Source organism: Streptacidiphilus albus JL83, from assembly GCF_000744705.1.
GTDB lineage: Bacteria > Actinomycetota > Actinomycetes > Streptomycetales > Streptomycetaceae > Streptacidiphilus > Streptacidiphilus albus.
The window spans coordinates 2,123,446-2,139,128 of the sequence record NZ_JQML01000001.1 but is presented as its reverse complement, the minus strand read 5'-3'; the positions used below and the strand labels follow the sequence as shown (position 1 = coordinate 2,139,128).

Annotated in this window: 14 protein-coding genes and 1 pseudogene; 9 read left to right on the top strand and 6 right to left on the bottom strand. The window is 71.5% G+C overall.

The window, feature by feature from the left end:
• Positions 1-25 precede the first annotated feature (25 nt).
• Positions 26-1,282 (top strand): MacS family sensor histidine kinase, encoded by a 1,257-nt coding sequence (gene macS, locus BS75_RS09260; protein ID WP_034087871.1) that lies wholly within the window; start codon positions 26-28, stop codon positions 1,280-1,282.
• Complete coding sequence (locus BS75_RS09255; protein WP_034087870.1) at positions 1,279-1,956, top strand: response regulator; 678 nt, start codon at positions 1,279-1,281, stop codon at positions 1,954-1,956. Before macS ends, BS75_RS09255 begins: the two co-directional genes overlap by 4 nt.
• 27 nt (positions 1,957-1,983) lie before the next feature.
• Here BS75_RS09255 and BS75_RS09250 read toward each other — a convergent pair whose 3' ends face one another.
• Positions 1,984-2,664, bottom strand: coding sequence for a hypothetical protein (locus BS75_RS09250; protein WP_034087869.1), 681 nt, complete (start codon positions 2,662-2,664; stop codon positions 1,984-1,986).
• 271 nt (positions 2,665-2,935) lie between these two features.
• On the opposite strand from BS75_RS09250, the gene BS75_RS09245 reads away from it, so the two are divergent.
• Positions 2,936-4,090, top strand: a complete 1,155-nt coding sequence (locus BS75_RS09245) for a serine hydrolase domain-containing protein (RefSeq protein WP_081983242.1) — start codon at positions 2,936-2,938, stop codon at positions 4,088-4,090.
• 127 nt (positions 4,091-4,217) lie between these two features.
• Here BS75_RS09245 and BS75_RS09240 read toward each other — a convergent pair.
• A pseudogene (locus BS75_RS09240) lies at positions 4,218-4,907 on the bottom strand (hypothetical protein); the annotation flags it as partial.
• A gap of 158 nt (positions 4,908-5,065) precedes the next feature.
• On the opposite strand from BS75_RS09240, the gene BS75_RS09235 reads away from it, so the two are divergent.
• The 3 genes from BS75_RS09235 (at position 5,066) to BS75_RS09225 (ending at position 8,071) form a co-directional block, all read left to right on the top strand.
• Positions 5,066-6,091: a 6-phosphofructokinase gene (locus tag BS75_RS09235; protein WP_034087868.1), complete on the top strand. Its 1,026-nt coding sequence runs from the start codon at positions 5,066-5,068 to the stop codon at positions 6,089-6,091.
• A 142-nt stretch (positions 6,092-6,233) separates the two neighbouring features.
• Positions 6,234-7,607 carry a ferredoxin reductase family protein gene (locus BS75_RS09230; protein ID WP_034087867.1) on the top strand — a complete coding sequence of 458 codons (1,374 nt, stop codon included), beginning with the start codon at positions 6,234-6,236 and terminating at the stop codon, positions 7,605-7,607.
• A gap of 41 nt (positions 7,608-7,648) precedes the next feature.
• Positions 7,649-8,071, top strand: coding sequence for an FMN-binding protein (locus BS75_RS09225; protein WP_034087866.1), 423 nt, complete (start codon positions 7,649-7,651; stop codon positions 8,069-8,071).
• A 15-nt stretch (positions 8,072-8,086) separates the two neighbouring features.
• On the opposite strand, the gene BS75_RS09220 is transcribed toward BS75_RS09225, so the two are convergent.
• A complete protein-coding gene (locus BS75_RS09220) occupies positions 8,087-9,988 on the bottom strand; it encodes a chorismate-binding protein (protein ID WP_034092701.1) in 1,902 nt (633 codons plus the stop codon).
• Between the two features lie 418 nt (positions 9,989-10,406).
• On the opposite strand from BS75_RS09220, the gene BS75_RS09215 reads away from it, so the two are divergent.
• Positions 10,407-11,753, top strand: coding sequence for a class II 3-deoxy-7-phosphoheptulonate synthase (locus tag BS75_RS09215; RefSeq protein WP_034087865.1), 1,347 nt, complete (start codon positions 10,407-10,409; stop codon positions 11,751-11,753).
• Between the two features lie 164 nt (positions 11,754-11,917).
• Positions 11,918-12,166 carry a (2Fe-2S)-binding protein gene (locus BS75_RS09210; RefSeq protein WP_034087864.1) on the top strand — a complete coding sequence of 83 codons (249 nt, stop codon included), beginning with the start codon at positions 11,918-11,920 and terminating at the stop codon, positions 12,164-12,166.
• Positions 12,167-12,181: 15 nt separating this feature from the next.
• On the opposite strand, the gene bfr is transcribed toward BS75_RS09210, so the two are convergent.
• Positions 12,182-12,664: a bacterioferritin gene (gene bfr, locus BS75_RS09205; RefSeq protein WP_034087863.1), complete on the bottom strand. Its 483-nt coding sequence runs from the start codon at positions 12,662-12,664 to the stop codon at positions 12,182-12,184.
• 154 nt (positions 12,665-12,818) lie between these two features.
• On the opposite strand from bfr, the gene BS75_RS09200 reads away from it, so the two are divergent.
• A complete protein-coding gene (locus BS75_RS09200) occupies positions 12,819-13,457 on the top strand; it encodes a sulfite oxidase-like oxidoreductase (protein ID WP_034087862.1) in 639 nt (212 codons plus the stop codon).
• A gap of 30 nt (positions 13,458-13,487) precedes the next feature.
• Here the strand turns inward: BS75_RS09200 and BS75_RS09195 are convergent, their stop codons facing one another.
• Positions 13,488-14,918: a hypothetical protein gene (locus BS75_RS09195; RefSeq protein ID WP_034087861.1), complete on the bottom strand. Its 1,431-nt coding sequence runs from the start codon at positions 14,916-14,918 to the stop codon at positions 13,488-13,490.
• A gap of 86 nt (positions 14,919-15,004) precedes the next feature.
• Positions 15,005-15,667 carry a nitroreductase family protein gene (locus BS75_RS09190; RefSeq protein WP_231607726.1) on the bottom strand — a complete coding sequence of 221 codons (663 nt, stop codon included), beginning with the start codon at positions 15,665-15,667 and terminating at the stop codon, positions 15,005-15,007.
• Positions 15,668-15,683 lie beyond the last annotated feature (16 nt).

Here is a 15,683-nt window from a genome sequence, read left to right as displayed (position 1 = left end):
GGTCCTGGGGAGCGGGGAGTCGGCAGTGGGGGCGAAGGAGCGCGTCGGGGGAAGTTTCTCGGTCGAGAAGCCGCTGTGGCGTGCCGTCTCGGCCTTCCGGCTGCTGACGGTGGTCTACGCGGCGGTCAGCTACGCCGGGATCGCCGGCCACTTCCACGACCGCGTCGCCGGCTGGGTCTACCTGGGCGTGCTCGGCCTGTGGACCTTCGCCACGGTCCGACCCTTCTCCTCGCACCAGCGCTGCAACTGGTACTGGCTGAGCACCGACCTGGCCCTGTGCGTCCTCGGCATACTGCTGACCCGGGCCTTCGACTCCGGCCCCGGGCTGGTCGCGGGCGACCCCACCATCCCGACCATCCGCGCGGCCGGCGCCGTCCTCGGCTTCGCGGTGATGGGCGGCTGGCTGCCGGCGGCCGTGGCCGGTCTGATCGTCGGCCTGGCCGACATCGGCGAGGCCGGTGGACTGACCCGGAGCGACCTCCACAACATCGTGCTGCTGCTGGTGGCCGGGATCGCCATCGGCTACGTGATCGAGGTCGCCCGGGCCAGTGAGCAGACCCTGGCCAGGGCGCTGGAGATCCAGGCCGCGACCCGGGAGCGGGAACGGCTGGCCCGCGACATCCACGACAGCGTGCTCCAGGTCCTGTCGATGGTGCAGCGGCGCGGCGCGGAGGTCGGCGGCGAGGCCGCGGACCTCGGCCGGATGGCCGGGGAGCAGGAGGTCGCGCTGCGCACCCTGGTCGCCGAGGGGCTGGCGCCCAACCCCTCCTACACCGCCCCCGCGATCCGCCGGGGCCGCGGCCGGGACCGGGGGAGCGAGCAGCCCGAGGCCGTGCAGGACCTGCGCTCGCTGATCGCGCCGATGGCGGGCGCCCGGGTGACCGTCTCGGCGCCCGGCACCCCGGTGCTGCTGCCGGGACGGACGGTGACCGAACTCGGTGCGGCCGTCAGCGCCGCGCTGGACAATGTCCGCAAGCACGCCGGGACCGGGGCCCAGGCCTGGATCCTGGTCGAGGACGAGCCGGACCAGGTGATGGTGAGCGTCCGCGACGACGGCCCCGGCTTCGACTCCGCCGCCCGGCTGGGCGAGGCCGAACGGGAGGGCCGGCTCGGGGTGTCCCAGTCGATCCAGGGCCGGATGCGGGACCTCGGCGGCAGCGCCGACATCTTCTCGGCCGCCGGGCAGGGCACCGAGGTGGAACTCCGGGTGCCGCGTCCCCGGGCGGGCGGCGGCGGTGCCAACGGCAAGAGCGATCGCAGCAGGGAAGGAAGCAGCACATGACCAGCGACGAGCAGCCGATCAGGGTGATGGTGGTCGACGACCACCCGATGTGGCGCGAGGCCGTGGCCCGCGACCTCGCCGACGCGGGCTGCGAGGTCGTCGCCACCGCCGGCGACGGCCGCGAGGCGGTCCGCCGCGCGCCGGCCGTCGCCCCGCAGGTGGTGGTGCTCGACCTGAACCTGCCCGACTTGCCCGGGGTGGAGGTCTGCCGTCAGCTGATGCTGCACCAGCCGGCCACCCGGGTGCTGGTGCTGACCGCCAGCGGCGAGCACGCCGACGTGCTGGAGGCGGTGAAGTCCGGTGCCACCGGCTACCTGGTGAAGTCCGCCAGCCGCGAGGAACTGCTGGACGCGGTCCGCCGCACCGCCGTCGGCGACCCGGTGTTCACCCCGGGCCTGGCCGGGCTGGTCCTCGGCGAGTACCGCCGGCTGGCCGCCGAGCCCGCGCCCGCCGACTCCCGCGCCCCGGCCGCGCCGCAGCTCACCGACCGGGAGACGGAGGTGCTGCGGCTGGTCGCCAAGGGCCTCTCCTACAAGCAGATCGCCGACCGGCTGGTGCTCTCGCACCGCACCGTGCAGAACCACGTGCAGAACACCCTGGGCAAGCTCCAGCTGCACAACCGGGTCGAGCTGGTCCGCTACGCCATCGAGCGCGGCCTGGACGACCCGGCCTGAGTTCCCGTTCCCTGGAGTGGATCCGGATCAGCCGGCGATCGCGGCGACCCCGGCGACCACCCCCGACAGCGCGGCCAGTCCGAAGCATCCCGCGACGGTGAGGAAGTAGCCCTTGTTGAACCGCTCGCGAGGGGTCTTCGGCCGCTTCGGTTCCGACTGCCCCTTCCCCGTAGGAGCCGGTACCGGGGCCGGATTCGCGCGGTGCCGCAGGAAGCTGCGGAACGCCGCGAAGATCCCGTAGACGCCGAGCAGGCCGATCAGCAGCGCCCCGAGGGCGGTGAAGCCCATAGCGGCCCAGCCGGCCACCCACTCCGGACCCACCCGGTAGCAGTCGCCGCTCACCGGTTCCTCCTGGACCTGGAGGGTGGTGCCGATCTTCACCTTCGCGTCGATCTGCCCGAACACATTGCCGCTCCGGCCGTCGGTCGCGGTGAACCCGCCGGAGCAGCTGGTGTGCAGGGTGTGACCGGTGCCGCTGGTCAGGCAGTTGTCGATGACCAGGGTGCCCGGCACCCCGCTGTCCCGAAGGGCGTAGCCCATGCCCTGCACGGCGCCCTCCGACGCGGACACCCCGAAGCCGACCCCGAGGGCGACGAGGACGAGCAGGAACAGGCTGAGGAAGATCGTCCCGCCCCAGGTCGGCGGCTTCGCTGCTCCGCGGTACTGCTCGACCCTCGCCGCCCGCGCAAAACTGCTGTTCCTGTCCACCGCGACCCCCTGGTCGAACCCGCCCGTCCGTTCGACGCGCCAGCATAGCCCTGCCCCGAACGGCCCCGCCCCGCCCCGCCCGGCTGCCCGACCAGCCGCCCCACGGCCTGGTGCTCCGTGACAACTCCACGCTGTCAAGCCTGTCGGCCCCCTGTCGGATTGGGGGGTGGGCCGCACGGCGGGCCGTGAGGCGCGTTCCTAGTGTGGTGGGCGTACCGCGATCGCGGTGCGTGGGCCACATACGGGGAGTCTTCAGTCAATGACCAGGACCATGCGTGCAGTTACGACCGCGTTGCTCGCCGCCGCGGTTCTCACGACGGCGTTCAACCCGTCGGCGGAGGCGGGTGCCGCAGGCCAGGGCGCGTTACAACAGCAAGTGGACGCGGTGCAGCAGACCGGGACCGTCGGTGTGCTGGCCGAGGTGGTCGGCCCGCGTGGATCCGCGTATGCCACCGTCGGAAAGGCCGACACCGCCACCGGGGCGCCGGTCCAGGCCGATGACGAGTTCCGCATCGGCAGTGCCACCAAGACGTTCGTCGCCACAGTGGTCCTCCAGTTGGCCGCCGAGCACCGGCTCTCGTTGGACGACACCGTTGCGCACTGGCTGCCGGGCGTGGTGTCCGGCAACGGCAACGACGGCAGCAGGATCACCGTCCGGGAGCTGCTCCAGCACACCAGCGGGCTGTACGACTACGCCGACGACTTCCCGGAGATCGACTCGACCGCCGCCTTCGAGGCCGACCGGTACACCACGTACACGCCGGGGCAATTGGTGGCGATATCGATGCGGCACCGGCCCGACTTCGCTCCGGGCACCAGTTGGGAGTACTCCGACACCAACTACATCCTGGCCGGCATGATCATCGCCAAGGCCACCGGACGCACCTGGCAGCAGGAGGTCTTCGACCGGATCATCCGGCCGCTGGGCCTGCGGCACACCACCGCGCCCGGCACCGACCCGTCCATCTCCGGTCCGCATCTGCACGGCTACTCCGCCTTCGGCTCCGGGCCGGCGATCGACGTCACCTCGGCCGACATGACCTATGCCGGCGCGTCGGGATCCATGATCAGTACCACCATCGACCTGATCCGCTTCCACCAGGCGCTGCTCGGCGGCCGGTTGCTGCCGGCCGCCCAGTTGGCCGAGATGGAGACGACCGTACCGGCCCACGAGTTCGACTCGCTGTGGCCCGGTGCGCGCTACGGCTTGGGACTGATGTGGCTCCCGCTCAGCTGTGGAGGAGGCGTCTACAGCCATGGCGGTGACGTCCCCGGTTACACCACCCTCGACGGCATCACTCCCGACGGGCGCCACGCCGCAGTGGTCGAAGCGACCGGCGACGGCGAGACAGCCAGCCTGGGCACCCAACACGCCATGGTCGCGCTCGTCGACCAGGAGATGTGCTCCGCCGAGCCCAGGAAATAGAAGCTCCGCCGACCGGACGCACTCCGGGCGACGCCGAGTTGCAGGTGGCCCGTAGTCGGCGTCGGGAGTGGCACGGGCACCAGGTTCGCCTCACCGGCACAGCTCAGGGCTTGGTGACGGATGCCTTCTATGCTGCTTTGAGCCGGGCCACGGTGCGGACTCTCGGCGTGATCTCCGCGACTGCCCGCACCGTCTGATGGCGGCCCAGCTCGGACCGGAGCAGACGGAAGTGTTCGTCGCCGCGCACCGAGCTGATGCCGGTGTAGTCGTCCAGGAACAACCCCCAGGTCCGGCAGGACTCCTCCACGTGCCCCAGTTCCATCTGCCTTCGCGCGAGGAGGCCCATGGCATGCACCCGGCCCTGGCGCTCGCCGGGGAGGCGGACCCGGTTCGACAGCGTCAGCTCCCGGATGGAGCCCGGAAGGTCGCCCAGTTCGTAGAGCACGTGCGAGGCGTGGAAGTGGTACGCCGCCGCGTCGTACCCACCGACGGCATCATTGCGGCCGTCGGCGCGCGAGAGCGACGTCTCGGTCTCCTGGAGCCGCTGGAACGCCATCCGGCGGTCGCCCATCATCGCGGCGCCGTGCGCCTGCTGGCCGGACAGGAACGCCTGGAGCCGTGGACCCGCCTGCGGAGACGCCTCGGCCGCCGCATCCGCCAGCTCCAGCGTGCGCGACCCGTACCCCAGGCTCGACGCCTGCAGCGCCATCCCGCGCAGAGTGCGGCAGTAGGTCACCTTGTCCCCGGCCTCCGACGCGAGCTTGAGGGCCTGGACGTAGTAGCGCTGACCGAGGCCGTGCGCGGTTTCGTACATTGCCGCGCACCGGCAGCGGCACGGGACCAATGGTCCGGGCCGAGGGGGAGCAGTGGCGGCCGGGCCGGCCGGCGAGGTCGGGGGTGACGCTCGGGGTCGGGTTCGGCCGCGCGCCGTTACCGTGAAGTGACAGTTCGTCATACTCACGTGAGGGGACGGATATGCGTATCGGCGTGCTCACTGGCGGAGGGGACTGCCCCGGGCTCAACGCGGTCATCCGAGGGATCGTGCGCAAGGGCGTGGAGGTCTACGACTACGAGTTCACCGGCTTCCGCGACGGCTGGCGCGGACCGCTCGAAGGTGCGGTGATGCCGCTCGGGATAGCCGAGGTGCGCGGCATCCTGCCGCGCGGCGGCACCGTCCTCGGCTCCTCGCGGACCAATCCGCTGCAGGTGGTCGACGGCATCCGCCGGGTCAAGGAGAACCTGGCCAAGCAGGAGGTGGACGCGCTGATCGCGATCGGCGGCGAGGACACCCTCGGCGTCGCGGCGGAACTGCACCGGCACGGCGTCAATATCGTCGGAGTGCCGAAGACCATCGACAACGACCTCGACGGCACCGACTACACCTTCGGCTTCGACACCGCCGTCAATATCGCCACCGAGGCCATCGACCGGCTGCACACCACCGCCGAGTCGCACAAGCGGGTGCTGGTGATCGAGGTGATGGGGCGGCACGCGGGCTGGATCGCGCTGCACTCCGGCATCGCCGGCGGCGCCAATGTGATCCTCATCCCGGAGCAGCGCTTCGACATGGACCGGGTCTGCGCCTGGGTCGAGCAGCGGTTCCGGATCAACTACGCCCCGATCGTGGTGGTCGCGGAGGGGGCGATGCCGATCGAGGGCCAGATGGTGGTCAAGGACGACTCCCGGGACGCCTTCGGCCATGTCCGGCTCTCGGGCATCGGCGAGTGGCTCGCCCACGAGATCGAGGCCCGCACCGGGAAGGAGGCCAGGACCACCGTCCTCGGCCACATCCAGCGCGGCGGCACTCCCAGCGCCTTCGACCGCTGGCTCGCCACCCGCTTCGGCCTGCACGCGGTCGACGCCGTCCACGACGGCGACTTCGGCAGCATGGTCGCGCTGCGCGGCACCGACATCGTCCGGCTGCCGCTGGCGGTCGCCACCGCCCGGATCAAGACGGTCGAGCCGGCGCTCTACGCCGAGTTCGACGTCTTCTTCGGCTGAGTCGGGCTCCCGCACCCTGCGGTGCGATCCGCTGCCCGGGGCGTGCGTAGGATTGTCCCGCTCACGGTCGCACCGCTCCAAGCCTTTCCACAGAATCCGCTGGCAGAGTGTCGTTCCGGCAGCAGTTCGGGAGGACACCAGGATGACCAGCACCGTCGCGTCGCGCACGGAGACCGACGCGGGTCCCGCGCTGCGCCACTCGGACACGGTGGCGCGGGTGCTCCTCGCCGTCATCGCGGCGGGCGCCGCCGCCGTCCTCCTGCTCTGGTGGAACGACACCGGGACGATCATCGGCGCCGCCCAGTGGATCACCAACGGCGCCCGGCTCTGCGGCCTGCTGGCCGGCTACACCGCGCCGGTCCTGGTGCTGCTGATGTCGCGAATACCGCTGCTGGACCGGACCCTCGGCACGGACCGGCTGGCCCGCTGGCACGCCATGGGCGGACGCTACATGGTCGGCCTGGTCGCCTCCCACGTGACGCTGATCATCTGGGGCTACTCGCTCACCGACGACAGCAACGTGGTCCACCAGACCACGCAGATCGTCTTCCACTACCCCGACATGCTCAAGGCGACCTGCGGCACGCTGCTGCTCTTCACCGTCGCCGCGGTCTCCGCCCGCGCCGCGCGCCGCCGGCTGCGCTACGAGACCTGGTACTACCTCCACCTGGCCACCTATGTCTCGATCTTCCTGGTCTTCTTCCACCAGCTGAGCAACGGCGACGAGTTCCTCCGCGACCAGGCCGCGCGGGCCTGCTGGTACACCCTCTACCTGGGGGCGGCGGCGGTGATCCTCTGCTTCCGCTTCGCCCTTCCGGCCCGCGACGCGCTCCGGCACCGGCTGCGGGTGGCCGAGGTGCGGACCGAAGCCCCCGGCGTCGTCTCGGTCTTCGTCACCGGCCGCCACCTGGACGAGCTGGTGGCCCGCACCCGGCCGGGACAGTTCTTCCGCTGGCGCTTCCTCGTGCCCGGCCTGGCCTGGGCCGCCAACCCCTACTCGCTCTCCGCCCCGCCGAACGACGGTTACCTGCGGCTCACCGTCAAGGAGCGCGGCGGCCACAGCGGAGCGCTGGCCGCGCTGCGCCCCGGCACCCGGGTGCTGGCCGAGGGCCCCTACGGCGCGTTCACCGCGGCCCGGCGCAGCCGGCCCAAGGTGCTGCTGCTGGCCGGCGGCGTCGGCATCACCCCACTGCGGGCGCTGTTCGAGACCCTCCCGGCCGAGCCGGGCGACCTGACCCTGGTCTACCGGGCGAGCCGGGCCGAGGACCTGGTCTTCCGCGAGGAGCTGGACACCGTGGCGGCGGCGCGCGGCGCGACCGTCCACTACCTGGTCGGGACCCGGGCCGAGATCGGCGAACCGCTGCAGACCAGGACCCTGCTGGGGCTGTTGCCCGACCTGCGCGAGCACGACGTCTACCTGTGCGGACCGGCCGGCCTGGTGGCCACCGCCCGCGAGGCGCTGGACACGGCGGGCGTCCCGGCCCGCCGGATCCACCACGAGTCCTTCGAATTCTGACCAGTTCCGAGCCTTCCAACTGTAGGAGAGGAGCGCCCCCGATGCGTCGGACGGCCCTGACCGCGGGCGGCACCGCCCTGGGCGTACTGCTGCTGCTCGCGGCGAAGCCGCACCATGTCGGCGGCACGGACGAGTCCGCCGCGCCGGCCGTCGCCGCGCCGTCACAGGGCGCGACCGGCCCGGTCGACGGCGTCCACACCGTCACCGGCGGAGCGGTGCCGACTCCGCTCGGGCCGGTGCAGGTCAAGGTCACCTTCGACGGCACGAAGATCACCGGCGTCGACGTGCTGGAGGAGCCGGACAGCACCCCGCGCGACGAGCAGATCAACGCCCAGGCGGTGCCGCTGCTCACCCAGGAGACCCTGGCGGCGCAGAACGCGAACATCGACGCGGTCTCCGGCGCGACCTTCACCAGCCAGGGCTACATCGGCTCGCTCCAGAGCGCCCTCGACGCCGCGAAGTGAGCCCCCGGCGGGGGTTCAGGCGGGTTGTGGGGCCAGGGTGGCGAGGAGGTCGGCGACGATGGCGACGCCGTCCAGGGTGAGCACCGACTCCGGGTGGAACTGGAGCCCCGCGAAGCCCGGACCGCGGACCGCGAACACGTCGTGGCTCACGCTGTCGCGGCTGAGCTCGACGCCCCGCTCCGCCAGCCGGTCCGCGTCGGCGTCGTCGCAGACGGCGGTGAAGGTGTTGTAGAAGCCGACCGTCTGCGGTCGGCCGAACAGGTCGATCTGCTCCTGGGCGCCCTGGTACGGCGTGGCCTTGCGGCGCAGCGGCAGCCCCAGCGAGGCGCACAGCAGCTGGTGGCTGAGGCAGACCGCGAGCAGCCCGTCCGGGCGGCCGGTGGCCATCAGCTCGCCGATCAGGCCCTGCATCTGGCGCATCTTCGGGTCGGCCAGGTCGGCCGGGTCGCCCGGCCCCGGGCCCAGCACCAGCGGTCCGCGGTGGTCGGCGACGGCCTGGTCGAGACCGGGCAGGTCGTACCGGCGGAGGGTGACCCGGTGCCCCAGCGAGCGCAGCAGGTGCGCCAGCATCGAGGTGAAGGTGTCCTCGCAGTCGACCACCAGCACGTGCTGCCCGCTCACGCCGACCGGGGCGGACTGCATCCGCAGCCAGAACGGCGCGAGGTTGGTCCGGCGCGCGTCCAGCGCGCTCTGCACCCGGTGGTGCTCCGCCAGCAGCGGGCGCGGGGCCGGGCGGTCGCGCTCCGCGCGCGGCGGCAGCGCGCCGATCGCGCCGAGCACGCCGGCCGCCTTGGCATGGGTCTCGGCGACCTCGGCGTAGGGATCGGAGTGCCGGACCAGGGTCGCGCCGACCCGGACCGCCAGCCGTCCGGTCGCCGGGTCGATGTCGGCGGTGCGGATCAGGATGGGGGAGTCCATGGTCTGCCCGCCGCCGGCGGTGCGGCCGATCAGCGCCAGCGCGCCGGCGTAGTAGCCGCGTCCGGTGGGCTCGTAGCGGGAGATGACCCGGGTGGCGTTCTGCAGCGGGCTGCCGGTGACGGTGGCGGCGAACATCGTGTCCCGGAGCACCTGCCGGACGTCGAGGCTGGTGCGTCCGCGCAGCTCGTACTCGGTGTGGGCGAGGTTGGCCATCTCCTTGAGCCGGGGGCCGAGGACCTGGCCGCCGAGGTCGCCGACGGCGCACATCATCTTCAGCTCCTCGTCCACCACCATGGTCAGCTCCTCCAACTCCTTGGGGTCGTTGAGGAAGGCCAGCAGCGAGTCCAGCGAGGGGCCGGCGGCGGGATAGCGGTAGGTGCCGGAGATCGGGTTCATCACCACGGTCCCGCCGGTCTGCCGGACGTGGACCTCCGGGCTGGCGCCGACCAGCACCCGGTCGCCGGTGTGCACCAGGAAGGTCCAGTAGGCCCCGCGCTCCTGCTCCAGCAGCCGGCGGAACAGGGTCAGCGCCAGCGCCGGGCGGAAGCCGTCCAGCGTCCCGGTGAAGTCGCGGCGGATGACGAAGTTCGCGCCCTCGCCCCGGCCGATCTCGTCCTCGACGACCCGGCGGACGATGTCCGCGTACTGCTCGTCGTCGAGGTCGAAGCCGCCGTCGTCCAGCCGGACCGGCAGCTGCGGCAGGGCGCCGCGCAGCTCGGCCAGCGGCAGGGTGTACGACTCGGTGATCCGCAGCGCCCGCAGCGGCGTCCCGTCGTCGCGGGCCTCGAAGCCGCGCTCGCGCAGCTGCCGGTAGGGGACCAGGGCGAGCAGGTCGTGCACCGGGCGGCCCGGAGCCCCGGCCGGGAGCGGCAGCTCGGCCAGGGTGTCGTGGGTCTCGACCGGGCCGAACAGGATCTCGACGGTGTCCAGGGCCAGGCGCGGCGCCCGGCGGTGCAGCAGGGCGAAGGGCTCGCCGCCCTCCGCGAGCCGGGCGACCAGGGCGGCGGTGTCGGTCGGCGCGGCCGGGCGCGGGACGCGGGGCTGCGGGGTCGTCGAGCCCTGCGGTGCGAGCGGGTACTGGCTGCTGTCGGTCACGGCGGTGGACCTTCCGGGCGAAGTGGCGGGCGGCGGGGGCGGGTTGCTGCGGTGCCGGTCGTCGTGCTCGGGGGGTCTCTGCCGGGAAAGCAGAACGGCCGCCCCGAAGGGCGGCCGTTGAGTCTGCGCGTGAACGCGCGATCAGTGGGCCGCCTCGGGGACGGTCCACCACCAGGAGCAGGTGTGCTGCACAGAGTGCGCGATCGGGTTCACGCTGTTGACCCTAGCGGATGGAACGGCCCGACGTGCGACGTTCCACCGCGTGTCTCAGTCGGCGGGCAGCTGGGACAATTCGGTTGCCCGACCCCGTAGCCTTGGCCCCGTGACCGTGAACGTTGAATCCCCGGACCAGGTCTACTCCTGGCAGTCCCTTCCCGCGGCGCAGCAGCCTGAATGGCCGGACCACGAGGCTCTGCGCACGTCCCTCGCGGACCTCGCGTCCTATCCGCCACTCGTCTTCGCCGGTGAGTGCGACCAGCTGCGCACCCGGCTTGCGGCCGTTGCCCGGGGTGAGGCGTTCCTGCTCCAGGGCGGCGACTGCGCCGAGGCGTTCGACGGTGTGTCGGCGGACCAGATCCGCAACAAGCTGAAGACCCTGCTGCAGATGGCCGTGGTGCTGACCTACGCCGCGTCGGTGCCGGTCGTCAAGATCGGCCGGATCGCCGGCCAGTACTCCAAGCCGCGCTCCAAGTCGACCGAGACCCGTGACGGGGTGACCCTCCCGGTGTACCGGGGCGACTCGGTGAACGGCTTCGCCTTCACCGAGGAGTCCCGCCGCCCGGACCCGGAGCGGCTGAAGCGGATGTACAACGCCTCCGCCTCGACGCTCAACCTGGTCCGCGCGTTCACCACCGGCGGCTACGCCGACCTGCGCCAGGTCCACGCCTGGAACCAGGACTTCGTCCGCAGCTCGCCCTCGGGCCAGCGCTACGAGCGCCTGGCCAAGGAGATCGACAGCGCGCTCTCCTTCATGAACGCCTGCGGGGTCGACCCGGAGGAGTTCCGCACGGTCGAGTTCTACGCCTCGCACGAGGCCCTGGTGCTGGACTACGAGACCGCGCTGACCCGGACCGACTCGCGGACCGGCAAGCTCTACGACGTCTCCGGCCACATGGTCTGGATCGGCGAGCGGACCCGGCAGCTGGACCACGCCCACATCGAGTTCGCCTCGCAGATCAGCAACCCGATCGGGGTGAAGCTCGGCCCGACCACCACGGCCGAGGAGGCGCTGGCGCTGATCGACCGGCTCGACCCGGAGCGCATCCCCGGCCGGCTCACCTTCATCACCCGGATGGGCGCGGGCAAGATCCGTGAGCGACTGCCCGAGCTGGTGAAGAAGGTCACCGAGAGCGGCGCCCAGGTGGTCTGGATCTGCGACCCGATGCACGGCAACACCTACGAGGCGGAGACCGGCCACAAGACCCGTCGCTTCGACGACGTCCTGGACGAGGTCAAGGGCTTCTTCGAGGTGCACCGCGCGCTGGGCACCCACCCGGGCGGCATCCACGTGGAGCTGACCGGCGACGACGTCACCGAGTGCGTCGGCGGCGGCGACGAGGTCTTCGAGGACGACCTGCACCAGCGCTACGAGACCGCCTGTGACCCCAGGCTCAACCGCAGCCAGTCGCTGGACCTGGCCTTCCTGGTCGCGGAGATGCTGCGCGGCTAGCAGCACCCGCCCCTCGGGATGTGACCTACGCCCCTCTCGGTTCCGGTGATCCGGTGCCGAGGGGGGCTTTTCGCATCCGAAACCATTGGGTAAGGTAAGCCTTAGCTGACTCGGACTGACGTTGGCTTGTTCGACTGGCCGCGGCAGAACCGGGAGTGACTTCGATGTACGTGTGCCTGTGCCATGCGGTCACCGAGCAGCGCGTGCGCGAGGAGATCGCCAACGGCGCGACCACCCCGCGCCAGGTCGCCGGGGGCTGCCGGGCTGGCACCGACTGCGGCTCCTGCGTCCGCCGGATCCAGGCGATCCTGGGGCACGAGGGCGCGCGTCCCTGCCCGACCGCCCGCCTCGCCGCCCGGCTCGGCCTCGCGGCCCCGGAGGAGGCGGAAGAGGCGGCGGAAGTGGCCGCCTGATCGCGGGCGCCGCGCTCAGCTGCTCTCCGGCTGCTCGATCAGCGACTGGACGTACAGCGGCTCGCCCAGCAGTTCCACCAGCTCAAGCTGGGTGTCCAGGTAGTCGATGTGGTGCTCCTCGTCCTTGAGGATGTCCTCGAAGAGGTTGGCCGAGGTGATGTCGCCCTTGGCCCGCATCACCACCACCCCGCGCCGCAGCCGGTCGATCGCCTCCACCTCGACCTGGCGGTCGGCCTCGAACATCTCCTTGACCGTCTGCCCGATCCGGATGTGGAACAGCCGCTGGTAGTTGGGCAGTCCCTCCAGGAAGAGGATGCGGTCGGTCAGGATCTCCGCGTGCTTCATCTCGTCGAAGGACTCGTGCCGGGTGTACTTGGCCAGCTTCGGCCAGCCGTTGTTCTCCTGCATCTTCGCGTGCAGGAAGTACTGGTTGATGGCGGTGAGCTCGGCGGTGAGCTGCTCGTTGAGGAGTTCGATGATCTCGGGGTCGCCCTGCATGGATTGCACCCTTTCTGCGCCGTTCGTGACGTTTTGGGGAATCGTTCCACCGCAGCCGGACGAGTTCCAGTAAGTTCACCCTCACCCGTGGCGTCCAGCCGCCCCCGTCGCACCCTCCGCACGGGTGTATGGCGCGATCTGTCACCATGGAGGCATGGGTCAGTCCGAGAACGAGCAGGCCAGGGCCCACCCGGACGGCTCCGGACGGTTTCCGCCGGGTCAGCGCGCGCAGCGCGGTTGGCCGGTTCTGCACTACGGCCCGGTGCCTCGGTTCAAGCCGCTCAGCTGGGACTTCCAGATATTCGGGGCCACCGCCTCCGGCGAGAAGTACAGCTGGAACCACGAGCAGTTCACGGCTCTGCCGCGGTCCACGGTCACCGCGGACTTCCACTGCGTCACCCGCTTCACCATGCTGGGCAGCCGCTGGGGCGGCATCGCGGCCACGACCCTGCTGGCCCTGGCGCCCCCGGCGCCCGAGGTCACCCATGTCATGGCCTGGGCCGAGTACGGCTACAGCGCCAACCTCCGGCTGGCCGACTTCGCGGATGCCTCCACCGTCTTCGCCACCCACCGCAACGGCGATCCGCTCACCGCCGAGCACGGCTTCCCGGTGCGCCTGGTCGCACCGATGCTCTACGCCTGGAAGGGCCCCAAGTGGGTCCGCGCGATCGAGTACATGACCGCCGACCGGCGCGGCTTCTGGGAGGAGCGCGGCTACCACAACCTCGGCGACCCCTGGTCCGAGCAGCGCTACTCCTACCAGGAGGAACCGGGCGACGGCCCCGAGCCCTGACCGGGGCGCGGGAGCCGGTGCACACCGGGGTCAGAACGGCTTGTCCAGGGGGTTCCAATCGGGCGGGATCACGTCGTTGACGACCTGCCGCCCCCGAAGGGTGCCGAGCGCGAGCCCGACGGCTGCTCCGACACCCAGCAGCACCAGTGGCCATGTGTAGCTCGTGGCGGTGAGCGGTACGGGGGAACTCCACTGGCCGATGGTCACTATGGCTGCGGCGGCCGCCGCGGGGACGATGCCGCAGACAGCCGACCAGTCGACGAGCCTGCCGTGTTCGCGGGGCCGCCACAGGTGGTGCAGCACAGTCCAGAGGCCGAGCAGCAGCGCGAGTACCGCCCAGGCCAGCGTCGCGGCGAGGTCCCTGGCCGGGGCGCGGACGGGTGACGTGGTCGTCTCCACCGAGTCGTCTGCGGTGGATATGGTGGTGACCGCCCCGTCGTACAGGTAGCCGGAGACCTGGTTTCCGGGGGCGAGTCGGTCCAGCCAGGCATTTCCGGCGGTCAGCGGGATGCCGACCCGGTACGTGTCGAGACCGCCGTCCAGGCGCAGGACGAAGGTACCTGTGCGGCCGGTCGGGGGCTCGGTCTGCATAACGGTCAGCACGGTCATCGCCGGACAGAGCGGGGACCGGTCCCCGGCCGAGTAGGAGCGGAGCAGCCCGCGCCAGCAGACGGTGTAGAGCGATGCGGTGTCCGGCGTCTGTGCCTGGTCGACGCCCACAGGAGTCGGGGAGTCGGTGGTGGGAGAGGCGAACTGCGGGTCGGCCAGCATCAGGTCGGCGTCGACCCTGGTGTTCGCCAGCTCTTGGCCGTAGGACTGGGCCGAGTCCTGGTCGGCGGACCGCAGACCGAGCATCCCGAGGCAGCCGAGGACGGTCAGACAGGCGACCATGAACCGCCAGTCGACGAGGACCGGATTCCTGGGCGGCCGGTGTCCGCGATCAGCCCAGTACTCAGCCGCCTCCGGCCGACCGCTCCCCTCCGGTTCTTCCTCCTCGGCGTCGAAGTCCCCGTAGTGCTCCCAGGCGGCGAGGACCTCGTCGGCGAGGTCGAAGAAGCGCGGGTTCGGCAGGGTCGACGCATGGCTCACGATCGGCAGGGTGTACCGTTTCCCGGCCACGGTGCTGACCTGCAGGGAGAGCAAGGTTCTCTGCTGGACCGCGCGTTCGCGGACCTCGATCCGGTTCACCTCCGGCCAGGTCAGTTGGAGCGGTCGCCGGATCCCGCTGTAGGAGCCGATCCCGCTCGCGTCGACCCTGAGCCAGGCACGCTTTACCCGGTGTTGGACGACGACGCCGAGCAGTAGGAGCAGCGCCATGATCAGCGAGAGCACGATGCGGGCGCTGGGGGAGCCCGGCCGGGCCAGGCCGAGCCCGAGCCAGAGCAGCGCGAACAGCGGACCGGCCTTCTGAGGCCAAGTGCGCTTCGGCCGGTCGGCGTGGGTGAGGTAGAGGTCGTCCACGCCGAGGAGGGTACGCCTCCCGGGTGCCCCCGGACGTGGGTTCCGTCAGCCCGGTGGAGCCGGGGGCGATGCCAGACCTTCGCAGGTCACCAGCGGTCGCGGTGCAGGACCTCGGCGAGGGGACGGTGGCGGTGGATCGGGCCGAAGTCGTCCAGCGGCCAGCCGACCGGGATGACCGCGAAGGTGTGGATGCCGGAGGGGATGCCCAGGGCGGTCTTCCACTCGCGCTCCAGCATCAGGTGCCAGAGCGTCAGATGCGCTCCGAGGCCGATGGAGCGGGCGGTGAGCAGCAGGTTCTGCACGCCCGGGTAGACGCTGGCGGCCTCCGCCAGGGTGCTCATCCGTCCGCCGCGCGCGGCCAGGCGGCCCAGTCCGGCGGTGCCCAGCTGGGTCACCATGCCGCGCAGCCCGTCCAGGTCGGAGCTGATCTTCGGTGCCCGGTAGCAGGGGATGACCAGCGCCGGCGTGTCCGCGAAGTGGTCGCGCTGGTACTCGATCTCCTCGCGCACCAGTTCGTAGCTGGGTTCGTCCATCGAGGCGGGGACGATCCGGCCGATCGAGCCCAGGTAGGCGTCGACGCAGCGGGTCCACAGCGGGGCGAGGGTGGCGATGACCTGGCGGTCCGTCACCACGAGGTAGTCGTACTCCTGGGCGTGGGCCCCGCTCGGACCGTAGACGGCGGCCTGGACCAGTCTTTCCAGCAGGTGGTCCGGCACCGGTTCGGTGCTCAGCCGACGCATGGCCCGCATGGTCGACATGCTCTCG